The following is a 14,790-nucleotide window of genomic DNA, read 5'->3' as shown; positions in this document are numbered from 1 at the left end:
CCTGGGGGCCTCCCGGCCGGCGCCACTCGCGACATTCGAGAGGATCACCATGAGCTTCCCAGCAGACCGGCCTGCCACGTGGTTCGTGACCGGCACCTCCCGCGGCCTCGGCCTCGAACTGGTCAGGCAGATACTGGAGCGCGGAGACCAGGTCGCCGCGACGACGCGGTCGCCGGAGCGGCTGCTCGCCGCACTCGGCGGCGGGATCGAGATGTCGCGCCTTCTTCCGCTCACCGTCGACCTGCGTGACGAGGAGGCGGTCAGCCGGGCGGTCCGGGAGACCACCGGACGCTTCGGCGGCCTGGACGTCGTCGTCAACAACGCGGGCTACGGATTCCTGGCCGCGGTGGAGGAGACCGGGGACCGCGAGGTCCGCGACATGCTCGACGTCCAGGTCGTGGGCGTGTGGAACGTGCTGCGTGCCGCCCTGCCGATCCTCCGCGGGCAACGAGGTGGCCATATCGTCAACGTGTCCTCGATCCTGGGCCTGACCGCCGTCCCGGGCTGGGCCCTCTACTGCGCCGGGAAGTTCGCGCTGGAGGGGTTGAGTGAGGCGCTCGCCGCCGAGGTGGCGGAGTTCGGCGTCGAGGTCACCATCGTCGAGCCCGGCTACTTCCGCACCGATTTCCTCAGCGCGGACAGCCTCGTCCTGCCCGCGGAGACGACCGCGCACTACCCGGCCATCCGCGAGATGATCCTCGATCACCTGAAGCTCCAGGGCAGCCAGCTCGGCGACCCGGTCATGGGCGCCCGCGCGATCATCGGGCGGGTCCTGGCCGGGGAAGGCCCGCTGCGGCAGTTGCTCGGTTCGGACGCCCACTCCTACGCCGTGGCCAAGGTCGAGGCCCTGCGGGCGAACGTCGAGGCCACCGCTCTCAGCGCGCCCGCCACCGACTTCCCCGCCGCCTGATCACGGCCGGGTGTGCGGCATCTCGCCGGCGTCGTCCAGCCGCCGGGGACACGCCCGTGGTCGAAGGACGGTCACAGCTCGCCGCGCGCGACGGCCAGGGCGAGCTCCACGCGGGACCGCAGCCCGGTCTTGGCGTAGACCCGGGTGAGGTACACCTCCACCGTCTTGCGGCTGTAGTGCAGCTCCTCGGCGATCTCGGGGTTGCTCAGGCCGCCCGCGACCAGTTCGATGACGCGGCGCTCGCCCGGGGTGAGGCGGCCCTCGGGTTCGGGGACCATCCCGGCCTCCCGCAGGCGGCGCCCGGACATCTCCGCCCAGGGAGCCGCGCCGAGCCGGGTGAAGATGGTGTGCGCGCGGGGGAGCTGCGCCGGGTCGCCCAGCGCGCCGAGGATCAGCCGGGCGCGGGCCTCCTCGAACGGCAGGCCGTCGGCCCGGGCCCGCTCCAGCGCCGCGCCGGCCCGGGCGGGCTTGCGGAAAGCCCAGCCCACCGCAAGGTCGGCGGCCAGCAGGGTCCGGGGGCTGCCGTTCGCCGACCGCTCGTCCAGCCGGGCGGCCGCCGCCCGGCAGGCCGCGTCGTCACCCGCCGATCCCGTGATGAACACCTGTACGGCGAGGGCCCGGTGCACCACGTCCGGCACGTCGCAGGCGAGCGCCCGGCCGAGCTCGCGCCGCGCCGCGGCGAGGTCGCCCCGGGCGTGCGCGAGGCGCGCGCGGAACGTGCAGCGCAGGCCGTCCTGCATGGCGCAGCCGGGCGGCGGCTCGGCGAGGACCCGCTCGGCCTCCTCCAGCCTGCCCTGGTCGAGCAGGATGTCGATCTCCATGTTGCGCAGCAGGGCGAGGTTCTCCAGCAGGCCCGCCTCGGCCAGCCCCCGGGCCGCGACCGCGATCTCCTGGAGCGCGCGGTCCCAGTCGCCGCCGAGCCGCCGGATGACCGCGACGGTCCGCACGTGCTGCCCGGCGATGTCGTGCCAGCCGAGCCCGCGGTGGATCTGCTCGGCCTGCTCCAGCACTTCGGCGGCGCGGGCACGCTGCCCGGCCGCCGCCAGCACGTGCGCCGCCGACTCCAGGGACGCGAGGCGGGCGCCGGGCGGCAGCGCGGCGGCGAAGGCGAGCAGCTCGTCGACCGCCCGCTGGGTCTCGGCCCAGTCGCCCCGCACCAGCGCGTGGATCGCCAGGCAGCCCACCGCGATCGCCCGGTCCTGCGGAGGGCAGTCGGCGACGCTCTCCCAGGCGCGGCGGGCGATGTCGCGGCTGGGGCGGCCCAGTTCCGCGCTGACCAGTGCCTGCTGGGCGAGCAGCGCCGAGGCGTCGTCGGCCTTCGGGATCTGGCGGCGGGCCACGTCGAGCGCCACCTCGTACCACCCCATGGCGTGCGCCGCGCCGACGGCGGTGTACGCGGCCTGGGTGCGGCGCCGCCCGGCGGGCAGCACGGCGAGGGCACGCTGGGCCGAGTTGAGCGCCAGCGCGGGCCGCGAGCCCTTCCAGTAGGCCAGGGCCTGCCTGGCCAGCAGCTCGCCCGGCTCGGGGGACAGCTCGGCGGCCTTGCCGTACCAGTGCGCGGCCGACAGCGGCGCGGTCCAGCGGGTCAGGTCGGCCGCCCGCAGCACCGCCGGCAGGGCCCGCGCGGGCGGGCCGGCCTCGGCCATGTGCGTGGCCCACTCCAGCACGCGCCGGGTGCCGGTCAGCCCGTCGCCTTCGAGCATGTCGGCGATGCGGCGGTGCACGTCCCGCCGCCCCGCGGGGCCGAGGTCGTCGTACAGCGCCTCGGCGACCAGCGGGTGGGCCAGGGCGTAGCCGTCGCCGCTCCGGGCGACCACGCCGTCCCGCACCAGGGCCTCGAAGGCGCGTTCGGCCTGCTCCGGGCGCAGCCCGGCCAGCTCGGCGAGCGCCGCCAGGTCGGCGGCCTCCCTGGTCCGCGACAGCGCGGCCAGCACGCGGGCGAGGTCGCGGCCGCCCCGGTCGCGCTGGAACAGCCGGCTGAGGATCGCGCCGCGCCGGGCCCCCGGGTCCGCCGAGCGCACCGCGCCGCCCTGCACCAGCGTCAGCACCGCCTCCTGCGCGAACCACGGGTTGCCCCGGCTCACCGCGTGGATCCGCCGCAGGACGGCGTCGCTCGGCGTACGGCCGAGCAGCGTGGTGACCAGTTCCGCCACCTCGGGCATGGTCAGCGGCTGGAGCCGTACGGACAGGTCCACGTCGAGAGCGGGCGGATGCCGCGCGGCGCCGAGGATGGCGACGGAGTCGTGCCGGTGCGGCAGCGCCCGCAGCACGCTCAGCGTGTCGGCGTCGGCGAGGTGGATGTCGTCGATGGCGAGGAGAGTGGGGCCGGGCAGCGACTCCAGGAGCCTGGCGGCCATCGCGCCGGGCGCGGCGGCGGGCTCCCCGAGCGCCGCCTCGTCGATCGCCTCCAGCAGGTCGGACAGGACACCGGCCACCTCGCCGCGCAGCGAGCCCAGGGCGTCGACCAGGGGAGCGTAGGCCCGTCCGCCGTCCAGTTCCCGCGCCCGGCCGCGCAGCACGCGGAAGCCCTCCAGCCGCGCCGCCGCCTCGCCGAGCAGGCGGGTCTTCCCGATTCCGGGCTCGCCGACGATGAGGACGGTCCGGGGGGTGCTCGACAGGGCCGAGACCACCTGGCCGAGCGCGCCCGCGCGGCCCTCCCCGACGGCCGGTACGTCCACGGCTGGCCGTCACCCCCTTCACATCGGGTCCGCTGGTGTTCCTAGGACGCGGCATAAAGGTTGAACGTTCACACGAAATGTGACGCGCCCCGGCGGTGATCGCAAGGGGATATGGATATCAGAATTCGAACGCCGCGACGGCGGCGGCGGAGTCTGTCCGATCACCTGCGGGGGTGTGTTCGTGGGCCGGACCGCCCCTGACCGCGCCACACCCTGGGCGGCCCGGCGCGCACGCGGGTCACGGGGGAGGGATCGGCCAGGCGAGCCGCATGAAAAGTTCTTTTCCGAAACTCCGTGACCGCCTCGCCGGGAGACCCGGGCGGGGGGTCGCCGGCCCCGCCGATGTCGCCGGCGGGTAACCGGACCACCACGGGCGCGTAGGGCGAAGGTGGCGTCCGCCCCCCGATCTCCTGCCTCTACCCTCGTACTGTACGGCCGTAGGGTACGGCCGTCGTGACGTGCTACCCGGGGACGGACGGTCGACGATGAGCGGGCTTCTTGGGCGGCTCGGCGAATGGTGCGCTCGGCACGGCCTGCTCGTGCTCGCGCTGTGGGTCCTCGCGGCGGGGCTGCTGACCGCGGGCACGGTGGTGTGGGGCCGGCCGGTCAACAACAACGTGGCGATCCCCGGCACCGACGCGCAGCGGGCGCACGAGCTCATGCGCGAGGGCTTCGGCCCCGGGTTCGACCCGGGCGGGACCGTGCAGCTCGTCCTGTACACCCCGAAGGGCACGCTGAACGAGAAGGCCCGCAAGAAGGCCGTCGAGCGGTCGATGGACGCCCTGCGGCGGACCCCGCACGTCGCCCAGGTGGAGACGCCGTACCGGGTGGGCGGCATGTCGCCGAGCCTGCGCATCGGCGTCATCACCGTGCGGCTGCGGGGACAGGACACCACGAAGATCGCGCAGACCTCCGAACAGCTCGCCGCGGCCGCCGCTCCTGCGGCCCGCGCGGGCATCGAGGTCGTCCCCTCCGACAGCTCCACTCCCGCCGACAAGCAGATCAAGACCGGCGTCAGCGAGGTCATCGGAGTCGTCTTCGCGCTGCTGGTGCTGCTGTTCGCCTTCGGCACGCTGGTCGCCGCGATCGTGCCGATCTTCACCGCGATCGTCAGCATCGGCGTCGGGCTCGGCCTCATCGGGCTGCTCGGTCACATCGTGGACGTGCCCTCGACGGCGTCCATCCTGGCCACGATGATCGGCCTCGGCGTCGGCATCGACTACGCCCTGTTCCTGCTGTCCCGGCACCGGGCGCTGCTGGCCCGGGGGGTCGCGGTGCACGAGGCGGTCCGGCGCACGGCCGCCTCGTCCGGCGGCGCCGTGCTGTTCGCCGGCGGCACGGTCGTGATCGCCCTGAGCGCGCTGATGCTCGCCGGGTTCCCGCTGCTGGCCACGCTCGGCTGGATCACCGGCGTCTCGGTCGTGTGCGCCGTGCTCACGTCGATCACGCTGGTCCCGGCGCTGCTCGGCATCCTCGGCCAGCGGATCAACGCGCTGCGGCTGCCGTTCTTCGGGCGCGCCGCCCGCCGGGACGGCCCGGCGACGGGCTGGACGAGGCTCGGCCTGTGGGTGGCGCGCCGCCCCTGGCGGGTGCTCGCCGTCACCGTCGTCGTGCTCGTGGCGCTCGCCGCCCCGGCCGTCACGATGAAGCTGGGCCCCCTCGACGACGGGTACGGCGACAAGGGCACGTCGGCCCGGCGGGCGTACGAGCTGATCGAGGCCGGTTTCGGCCCGGGGGCCAACGCCGGGCTCATCGCGGTCGCCGAGACGGACGAGAGGATCGCCGACTCCACGCCGCCCGACCCGCTCGTCCAGGTGCTGCGACAGCGGATCGAGCACATCGAGGGCGTCGCGTTCGTCGCCGCGCCGATGGTCAACGACGACGGCCGATCGGTGCTGTTCCAGGTCGTCCCCGACTACGCGCCGAGCGACCCGCGGGCCCTCGACGTGGTGAAGCGGGTGCGGGCCGTCCAGGTGCCGGGGGCGCGCCTGCACGTCGGCGGCGAGGTGGCCGGCATGGCCGACGCGGGCGACCGCATGATGAGCAGGACCCCACTGGTCGTCGGCGTCGTCGTGCTGCTCAGCGCCCTGCTCCTGCTGCTGGCCTTCCGCGCGCCCCTGGTCGCGGTCAAGGCCGCGGTGATGAACCTCGTCTCCCTCGGAGCCGCCTTCGGCGCGCTGGCCGTGGTGTTCTCCCAGGGCCTGGGCAGCCGCGTGGTCGGCATGGACCCGCCGGTCTCGGCCGACGGGTCCTACCTCGCGACGCTGTTCTTCTCCGTGCCCATCGACACGTACGTGCCGCTCATGCTGTTCGCCGTGCTGTTCGGGCTGTCGATGGACTACGAGGTCTTCCTGCTGACCTCCGTACGGCAGGCCTACACGCGCAGCGGGGACAACCGCTCCGCCGTGGCCGAGGGGCTCGGGTCGACCGGCCGCGTCATCACCTCCGCGGCGCTGATCATGGTGGCGGTGTTCACCGCGTTCATCGCCTACCCCGATCCCCTCGTCAAGGTGTTCGGGGTCGGGCTCGCGGTGGCCATCGCGGTCGACGCCACCCTGATCCGGGGCTTTCTCGTGCCCGCCACGATGGTGCTGCTCGGCCGGCTCAACTGGTGGATTCCGCGCTGGCTCGACCGCCTGCTGCCGAATCTGTCGGTCGAGGGCCACGAGGAGGACGCTCCGCCCGCCGGGCCGGCGGAGCCCCTGCTCGTGGACGCCGGCCGGCACGCCCGGCGCCCCTGACCCCCTCGCCAGGCCCGGCGAGGGGGCGGGGCGGGGACGCCGGCGTCAGAAGTTCTTGCTGCGCACCGTCCACTGCGCCTTCGCCGCCAGGCCCGAGGAGCCGAGGATGTAGGAGCGCGCCGTGGCGTTGCCGTTGAGGGTCATGTCCAGGAACTGGACCACGGCGGTCATGCCGTCGGTCATCTGCGAGCCGGTGATGAACCCGGTGTGCCCGGCCTGCGACTGCTCGGCCAGCACGGCCGGCACCCTGACCAGGTCGTAGTTGGCCCGGGTGTTGTCGTAGGCGATGTCGGAGGGCCCGCCGTCCAGGAACATCACCGGCGTGTGCAGCTTGGACAGCTCCGAGCGCGAGTAGCCGAACGAACCGTCGGCGAACAACCCGCTGTCGAGGGAGACCACGCCGTCGACCCGCTGGTCCTGCCCGGCGATCAGCGCCTCAAGCCCGCCGCAGGAGTGCCCGGCGGTGGCCACCCGGGACAGGTCGAGACGCTGGTAGAGCGGCGAGCCGCTCCGGGCGTTCTCCCGCTCGGCCCAGCCGATCGCGTCGGTCAGCAGCGACGGGATCGGCGACCCGCTGTTCACCCCGTTGGGCGAGCCGTCGACCGACGCCGTGTCCACCACGACGAACCCGCGGGCCGCGATGAACGTCAGCGCCTGGACGACCTCGCTCCCGTTCGTGTGCGCGCAGGCCCCGTTGCCGAAGACCAGCACGGGCATCGCGCGCCCGACGGAGGAGGGGTTCGACGGGCGGAACACGGTGTAGCGGTTGGTGCCGTACGCCCCCTCACGCGTGACCGGGAAGTTGTTGTTGATCATCGGGCGGTCCGGCGGCGTGGCACTCGGCGTCGGGCTCGGGCTCGGGCTCGGGCTGGGACTCGGGCTCGGGCTCTGCGAAGGGCTCTGCGAGGGGGTCTGGCTGGGAGTCTGACTGGGCGTGACGGTGGGGGAGGCGGTGGGAGAGGCGGTGGGGGAGGCGACGCCGCCGGTGCAGGTCACGCCGTTGAGGGCGAAACTCGTAGGCTTCGGGTTCGAGCCGGTGAAGCTTCCGTTGAACCCGAAGGCGACGCTGCCGCCGGTGGGGATGGCGCCGTTGTAGGAGGCGTTGGTGACCGTCACCTGGGAGCCCGACTGGGTGTGGGTGCCGTTCCACAGCTGGGTGATGGTCTGCCCGGCGGGGAACGACCAGGTCAGCCGCCAGCCGTTGACCGGGTCGCCCAGGTTCTGGATGCCGACGCTCGCGCCGAAGCCGCCCGGCCATTCGCTGGTCACCGTGTAGGTGACCTGGCATCCGGCCGTCGCCGCCGACGCGACGTGGACGCCGGCCACCCCGGCGCCGGCCGTCAGCAGCGCGGCGACGGCGGCGGCCGTCAGGCTCGACCGCCGGCGAAAAGAGCTGTCATGTCGCACAGGCTTTTCCCATTCTCCGAGTGGTACGTTTCTCCGCTGCTGCTGCGCGTACGCGCTGGTGGGGACCGCCGACGGCGGCACGAATGCCTCATGTGAGCGTTAACAATTCGGACCGCCGATGCCCCCGGAAGGTGGTCTGGTGCGCTGAGCGCGAGCCAACCCGGGCAGACCCGGACGCGTCAACGAGGCGGAGTGCCCGCCGTGCTCACACCGTGCTCAGGCCGCGCCTGTGAAGGGCTACTGACCTGGCGCTTCGCGAGCGCGGGCGGCGGGAGTCACCGGAACGGCGAGGGGCGGCCGGTGAATATTTCACCGGTCCCGGCGAAAGTCAGTCAGCCGTCCGGGGTTCTCCGGCCTCCGCCTTCACGGGCGATTCGGGACTCCGCGACACCCCCTGCTGTACCCCCTGTCGCGCCGTCGGCGGCGCGATCTCCGGGGCCTGTGCCGCGGTCTGTGTTGCGCTCTGCGGCGTGTCCTGTGGCGTGTCCTGCGGCCCGTTCTGCGGCACGCCGGGAGTGCGCGGCCTGTCGGGGCTCTGCGGCGCTTCGGGAGTCCGCGGCGCTTCGGGAGTCTTCGGTGGATCGGGAGTCTTCGGCGCGTCGGGTGTTCCGGGCACACCGGGAGTTCCGGCCGGCACGGGGCTCTCGCGCGGACCGGGGCTGTTGCCCGGGACCGCCGGAGACACGTCCGGCTTGGGGCACCGGGGACCGGCGACGGTCCTGGTCGCCACGCTCGTACCGGCGCCTCCTCGCGCGGCCGGGACCGTGGACACCTCGACCCTGCGGTGCACGGTCGTCCCGCACGCGGGGGAGGGGAAGGGCTGCTGGAAACCCATCCGGTAGGAGGTGGCGCCCCGCAGCGCGATCGTCTGCGGCGGAGCGGCGACGAGCGCGGCGGGCGACGGCCCGGAGGCGAACCGCGCGGTGAGCAGCACCCGTCCCGTCGTGCTCGCCCGCACGTCGACCAGCACCGCCTGGCCGTCGAACGAGGTGATGCCGAGCCCGGTCACCCGCGGCGGGGCGGGGCTGGGAGACGGCGCGCGGCTCGGGGACGGCGCCTGGCTCGGAGATCTCGTCGCGCCCATGTAAGAGGGGACCGGCCCCGCCGTCCCGGGCGCCGCCGAGGACCCGCCGCCGCCGGTGCCCGCGCCGGTGTCGCCGTCCGTGTCGCCGTCCGTGCCGCCTCCGGACGCACCGCCGACGTCCTCGGGAGTGGAGTCCGCGGGGCCGGGGCCGTACGACTCCGTGGCCCCGGGCGGAACCGGACCGGCCGTGTCCGGAGGCGGCGCGGCGGGAAGGCTGTGCGGCGGGGGCGGCGTGAGCAGGGTGCCCTGGGCGACCGGCATCTGACGGTTGGCGGCGACCACCGCCGCGGTCACCACGGCCGCCAGCACGACCGCGCCGAGGGCGAAGCGCGGGGCGAAGCGGGTCAGCCGCTCGGCGAGCACGGTCCGGGCGAGCGACGTGGACACCTCGACCGGCACCGCCGGAGTGGCCAGGGGGAACGTCAGCGCGAGCAGGGTGGCCAGTTCCGCCAGGTGACGGCGGCCGCGCTGCTCCCAGTCGGGGCCGTAGGCCGAGGTCGCCGCCGTCTCCAGGTCGGCGACGAAGGCCCGGGCGGTCGGCGGCCGGTCGGCCGGGTTCTTGGCCATGCCCCGTACGACCAGGGCCCGCACCGGGGCCGGCACGTCCCCGGCCGGGACCGGCGCGCTGCGGTGCAGCATGCGCAGCACCGCCATGTCCTGCGCGCGGTACGGCCTGCGCCCGGTCAGGCATTCGTAGAACACACAGGTGGCGGCGTAGACGTCGGTGGCCGGACCGGCGGGCCCGCCGTACCACTGCTCGGGCGCCATGTACGGCGGGGTGCCGGCGGGGGCCTCCGGCGTCCCGCTCGGTGTGGCGATGCCGAAGTCCGACAGCTTGCTCGCGCCGTCGGCCTGGACCAGCACGTTCTCCGGCTTGTAGTCCCGGTGGACGATGCCCGCGGCGTGCGCGGCCGACAGGCCCGCCAGCGAGCCCTTCAGCACGACCAGCGCGGCCTCGGGACTGGTCGAGCCGTGCTCGGCGAGGATCCTGCGCAGGGAGACGCCGTCGACGAGCTCCATGACGATCGCCGCGCCGTCGCGCGCCTCGACGTACTCGTACAGGCGCACGACGTTGGGGTCGTTCAGTTCCACCATGACCCGGGCCTCGTGCCGGAACCCGGCCAGGAAGTGCGGATCCCGGCGCAGTTCCTCGCGCAGATACTTGATCGCGACGTAGGCGCCGGTGGTCGTGTAGGTCGCCAGCACGACCCGCCCGGCGCCGCCCGCGCCGAGTTCCCGTACCTCCCGGTAGCCCGGTACCGACCAGGCCCTCATGACGCCCCCTTGAATCCGCCCTGACTCAAGGTCTCACCCGAAAGGGCGGTTGTCACCGGAGCAAAAACGTCACCTCCCGGATGTAATCCGGGGGACCGGGCGTGCCGTCGTCCGTACGGGGCGCACTGAGGCCCCGGGCACCCGGGGCCTCAGGCGCCGGGGAGGTTCCGCAGCGCCTCGCGGCGGCTCAGCCCGCTGAGGCCACGGTGCTTCACGTAGCGGAGCACCTCCTGCGGGTTGGTCCTCGCGTACTCGCGCAGCGCCCAGCCGATGGCCTTGCGGGCGAAGAAGTCGGTGTCCGACAGGCTCGGCTCGATGCAGGCGTAGAGCAGGTGGACGTCGGTGCCGTCCTTAAAGGAGTTCTGGCACAGGATGGCGGCGCGCCGTTTCCACAGGTCCGCGTCGTGCGCCCACTCCAGCACCAGGCGGCGCATGCTCTCCGGGTACAACCGCAGCAGCGTGCCGATCCGGTGGATGGCGATGTCGTCGACGAAGTCCCACCAGGCCCCGGTGACGATCATCTCCTCGTACATCGGGATCGTGTACAGCGTCTGCCAGGACCGGTAGAACCGGTGCGCGGACAGTTCGATCGCGGCGTAGCGCTCCTCGCGGTACTCGGCGTCGCGCCACAGCGCCAGCACCGCCCTGCGCCACTCGGGCGCGCTGTCGAGCCGGTGCTCCGTGAAGAGCCGGCGCAGCAGGGCCCGGCGCGGCACGGCCGTGACCCCGAGGAACGGCATCTCCGACTTCATGTACGCCCGCATGGACAGGGCGCGCGCGGGGTCGGCGGCCTCCGTCAGCGCGAGGCGTACCGCCTTGTGCAGTGTCATGACGGCCGGCTCGCCCGCTCTCCGGTCGCGAGACCGTCGAACAGGAGCTTGACGAAGTGGTCGGCGAGGTGGTCGGTGTCGAGCCTGCCGCCGGGGCGGAACCAGCGCACGGTCACCCAGATGGTGTCGCGGATCATCCGGTAGGTCAGCTTGGGGTCGACGTCGTCGCGGAACTGGCCGGCGGCCTGACCGGCCCTGATCTGCTCCACCCACATGCGCTCCACCTCGTCCTCGGCGCGCAGCAGGTAGTCGAACCGGTCGCCGGGCAGCGAGCGCAGGTAGTTCCAGTCGTTCTGCATGACGGTGATGGCCGCCCGGTGCGGCTCCAGGGTGCCGAAGCCGATGCGGACCATCTCCGCCAGGACCGAGTGGGGATCGCCGCGGCGTTCCAGCACGGCCCGGTAACGGGTGATCAGATCGTCCAGGAAGGTGCGCAGCACCTCGTCGACGATCGTCTCCTTGGAGTCGAAGTGGTGGTAGAGGCTGCCGGAGAGGATGCCCGCCTCCAGCGCGATCTCCCGTACCGTGGTGGCCTGGAAGCCCTTGCGCGCGAACAACTCGGCGGCGAGTCTCACGAGGTGCTCGCGTCGTTCCGACGCCGGCCCGGCCCCGCCGCGCCTCGCCCTGACCGGCACGGCCGTGCCGCCGGAGTCCTTACGCTGGTTCACGGCTCCCATTATGGCCGTCGAGCAAGGGCTTGTTCGCAACTCTCGCCGCACGTGACCTCCCGGCATGACCGCCGCCGGTACGGCAGGATCGGGCACATGGCGAAATTGCAGTATCCGTTCACCTTGGGGGTGGCGTCGGGCGAGCCCTTATCCGACGGACTGATCCTCTGGACCCGGCTGGCTCCCGAGCCGCTGCATCCGACGCGGCCCGGCGGCATGCCGGACAAGTCGGTGACCGTGCGGTGGGAGATCGCCGAGGACGAGGCGTTCCGGAAGATCGTGCAGTCCGGCACCACGCCCGCGCAGCCCGACTGGGCGCACAGCGTGCACGTGCGGGTGGCCGGGCTGCGGCCCGGGGCCGACTACTTCTACCGGTTCTCCGCCGAGGGCCACGTGAGCCGCGTGGGCCGCACCAGGACCGCTCCCGCCGCGGGTTCGACCGGCCCCGTCCGCTTCTGCTTCGTCTCCTGCCAGCGTTACGAGCACGGTCACTTCACCGCGCTGGGCCATCTCGCCGCCGAACGGCCCGACCTGGTCCTCCACCTCGGCGACTACATCTACGAGTACGGCAAGCCGAAGAACCCCGGGCCCGGCCGCTGGGTGCGCCCGCTGGAGTCGGCGGCCGAGTGCACCACGCTCGCCGGGTACCGCAACCGCTACGCCCGCTACAAGCTGGACCCCGACCTGCAGGCCGCGCACGCCGCCGCTCCGTGGCTCGCGATCCCCGACGACCACGAGGTCCGGGACAACTGGGCGGGCGCGCTGCCGGGTGACGGAAGCGCCTCCGCCGCCTTCCTCAAGCGCCGGGCCGCCGCGTTCAAGGCGTACTACGAGCACCAGCCGCTGCGGGTGCGCCCGTCCGGCGCGAGCCTGCAGAACCACCGCTGGCGGCCGTACGGGCGGGTCGCCGACTTCCTGCTCGCCGACACCCGGCAGTACCGCCAGGGACGCGACATGCTCGGCCCCGAGCAGGAGAAGTGGCTGCTGGAACGGCTGCGCGGCTCGACAGCCCGCTGGAAGGTGCTGGCGCAGGCGGTGTTCTTCTCCCAGCGCAGGTTCCCGCTCGAACCCGTCAGCGCCGACGCGTGGGACGGCTACCCCGACTCCCGCGCCCGCGTGCTGGCCGCCGCCCCGGACGGGCTGGTCGTGCTGAGCGGCGACGTGCACAGCGCGTACGCCTGCGACGTGCGCGCGGACTGGGCGGACCCGGCCTCCCGCGCGCTCGGCGCCGAGTTCGTCGGTCCCTCGGTGACGAGCATGCCGGGCATCACGGACGCGAGCAAGATCCTCGACATCAACCCCCACATCGCCTTCTTCGACAGCCGGCACGGGTACGTGTCCTGCACGGCGGACATGACCGGTTTCCGGGCCGACTACCGCGCGGTCGCCTTCGTGGACCGGCCCGGCGCCCCGCTGACCACGATCGCGGGCTTCGAGGTGAGGGAGAACCGGCTGCACCGCACCGATCTCTGAGCCGCCGGGCACGTCCCGGGGCTGGCAAATAGGAAAGTTTCCTATTAGATTGCGGGGCATGCCTGAGCGATGCCCTGTGGACGCAGCATGAAGCGAAGCCCTGACCTGCTCCGTCTGGCCGACACGGTCCTCCTGCCCGGCTTCGCCGGGACCACCGCCCCCGACTGGGTGCGGCGGCGGCTCGCGGGCGGCCTCGCCGGCGTCGTGCTGTTCTCGCGGAACGTGGACACCCCGGCCCAGCTCGCCGCCCTGACCTCGTCGCTGCGCGCGGAGAACCCCGACGTCGTGATCGGCATCGACGAGGAGGCGGGCGAGGTGACGCGGCTGGAGGCCCGCACGGGCAGCTCACGGCCCGGCAACTACGCACTCGGCGTCGTGGACGACGTGGAGCTGACCGAGCAGGTGGCCCGGGACATCGGGCACGACCTGCGGCAGGCCGGCATCACCATCGACTTCGCCCCGGCCGCCGACGTCAACTCCAACCCGGACAACCCGGTCATCGGCCTGCGCGCGTTCGGCGCCGCCCCGGGGCTCGTCGCGCGGCACACGGCCGCCTGGATCCGCGGGCTGCAGTCCACCGGCGTCGCCGCCTGCGCCAAGCACTTCCCCGGGCACGGCGACACGTCCGTGGACTCCCACCACGGGATCCCGCGGGTGACCGCCTCACGTGAGGAGCTGGCCGAGGTCGAGCTGTTGCCGTTCCGGGTGGCGATCCGGGAGGGGGTGCGCTCCATCATGACCGGTCACCTGCTCGTGACTGCGTACGACGAGGAGCGGCCGGCCACCCTGAGCCCCCGCGTCCTCACCGGCCTGCTCAGGCGGGAGCTGGGCTTCGAGGGCCTGATCGTCACCGACGGCATCGAGATGGCCGCGGTCTCCGGCCGGTACGGCCTGGGCGGCGCGAGCGCGATGGCCGTGGCGGCGGGGGCCGACGCGGTCTGCGTGGGCGGCGAGAACGCCGACGAGGCGACCCACGCGCGCATCCGCGACGCGATCGCCGACGCCGTGACGGAGGGATCGCTGACGGAGGAGCGGCTCGCCGACGCGGCGGCCCGGGTGCGCGCCCTGGCCGCCTGGCGGGCCGGGGCGGAGCCGGGGGACGCCGTGCCCGGCGAGATCGGGCTGGCCGCCGCCCGCCGGGCGCTGCGGGTCACCCTGCGCGGACCGGCCGGGACGCTGCCGCTGGCCGCGGCGCCCCACGTGGTGGAGCTCGCGCCGGAGACCAACCTCGCGATCGACAAGGGCATGCCGTGGGGCGCGGGGGAGCCGCTGGGCAAGCTGCTGCCGGGCACCACGGTCACCCGCCTGCGCGCGGAGGACGTGCGCGCGCAGGACGGGCACGCGGAGGACGGGCACGCGGAGGACGGGCGCGGCGCGCGCGAGCCGGGCGACGGCGTCGCCGCCGCGATCCTGCGCCAGGCGGCCGAGCGGCCTCTCGTCGTCGTGGTCCGGGACGCCCACCGGCATCCCTGGCAGACGGACCTGCTGGAGCGCCTGCTGGCCGCCCGGCCCGACGGCGTCGTGGTCGAGATGGGGCTGCCGGGCCGTACGGACCTGGGGGCGGTCCACATCGCCACGCACGGCGCCGCCAGGGTCTGCGGCCAGGCGGCGGCCGAGGTCCTCGCCGGCCTCGGCTGAGGGCACCCGAGCGGGCGGCGGGGGAGGGCGGGCGGCGGCCCGGCGGTGTGACACGCGCCGTAGCATGGGCGCCGACGCATCGCGGA

The 14,790-nt window shown here is 73.9% G+C and carries 9 protein-coding genes; 4 read left to right on the top strand and 5 right to left on the bottom strand.

Annotation, left to right across the window (positions count from 1 at the left end; all coding sequences use genetic code 11):
- Positions 1–49: 49 nt before the first annotated feature.
- Positions 50–910, top strand: coding sequence for an SDR family NAD(P)-dependent oxidoreductase (locus HHX40_RS03995; RefSeq protein WP_182879426.1), 861 nt, complete (start codon positions 50–52; stop codon positions 908–910).
- Positions 911–981: 71 nt separating this feature from the next.
- Here the strand turns inward: HHX40_RS03995 and HHX40_RS03990 are convergent, their stop codons facing one another.
- Positions 982–3,588: a helix-turn-helix transcriptional regulator gene (locus HHX40_RS03990; protein ID WP_182879425.1), complete on the bottom strand. Its 2,607-nt coding sequence runs from the start codon at positions 3,586–3,588 to the stop codon at positions 982–984.
- Positions 3,589–4,073: 485 nt separating this feature from the next.
- Between HHX40_RS03990 and HHX40_RS03985 the strand changes: the two genes are divergently transcribed.
- Positions 4,074–6,329 carry an MMPL family transporter gene (locus HHX40_RS03985; protein ID WP_182874873.1) on the top strand — a complete coding sequence of 752 codons (2,256 nt, stop codon included), beginning with the start codon at positions 4,074–4,076 and terminating at the stop codon, positions 6,327–6,329.
- A 45-nt stretch (positions 6,330–6,374) separates the two neighbouring features.
- Here HHX40_RS03985 and HHX40_RS03980 read toward each other — a convergent pair whose 3' ends face one another.
- The 4 genes from HHX40_RS03980 to HHX40_RS03965 all read right to left on the bottom strand — a co-directional run bounded on the left by HHX40_RS03980 (position 6,375) and on the right by HHX40_RS03965 (position 11,602).
- A complete protein-coding gene (locus HHX40_RS03980) occupies positions 6,375–7,736 on the bottom strand; it encodes a cellulose binding domain-containing protein (protein ID WP_182879424.1) in 1,362 nt (453 codons plus the stop codon).
- A gap of 328 nt (positions 7,737–8,064) precedes the next feature.
- Positions 8,065–10,095: a serine/threonine-protein kinase gene (locus tag HHX40_RS03975; protein ID WP_182879423.1), complete on the bottom strand. Its 2,031-nt coding sequence runs from the start codon at positions 10,093–10,095 to the stop codon at positions 8,065–8,067.
- Positions 10,096–10,244: 149 nt separating this feature from the next.
- The gene (locus HHX40_RS03970) at positions 10,245–10,925 is read right to left on the bottom strand and encodes a DNA alkylation repair protein (protein WP_117409812.1); all 681 of its coding nucleotides are present in this window, start codon (positions 10,923–10,925) and stop codon (positions 10,245–10,247) included.
- A complete protein-coding gene (locus HHX40_RS03965) occupies positions 10,922–11,602 on the bottom strand; it encodes a TetR/AcrR family transcriptional regulator (protein WP_182874869.1) in 681 nt (226 codons plus the stop codon). Before HHX40_RS03965 ends, HHX40_RS03970 begins: the two co-directional genes overlap by 4 nt.
- 87 nt (positions 11,603–11,689) lie before the next feature.
- On the opposite strand from HHX40_RS03965, the gene HHX40_RS03960 reads away from it, so the two are divergent.
- Both HHX40_RS03960 and HHX40_RS03955 read left to right on the top strand, forming a co-directional pair.
- The gene (locus HHX40_RS03960) at positions 11,690–13,066 is read left to right on the top strand and encodes an alkaline phosphatase D family protein (RefSeq protein ID WP_182879422.1); all 1,377 of its coding nucleotides are present in this window, start codon (positions 11,690–11,692) and stop codon (positions 13,064–13,066) included.
- An 87-nt stretch (positions 13,067–13,153) separates the two neighbouring features.
- Complete coding sequence (locus HHX40_RS03955) at positions 13,154–14,704, top strand: glycoside hydrolase family 3 protein (protein ID WP_182879421.1); 1,551 nt, start codon at positions 13,154–13,156, stop codon at positions 14,702–14,704.
- Positions 14,705–14,790 lie beyond the last annotated feature (86 nt).

It is taken from the genome of Microbispora sp. H10949, from assembly GCF_014161435.1.
GTDB lineage: Bacteria > Actinomycetota > Actinomycetes > Streptosporangiales > Streptosporangiaceae > Microbispora > Microbispora triticiradicis.
The sequence above is the reverse complement of the archived record's forward strand: the minus strand, read 5'-3'. Positions and strand labels throughout refer to the sequence as shown.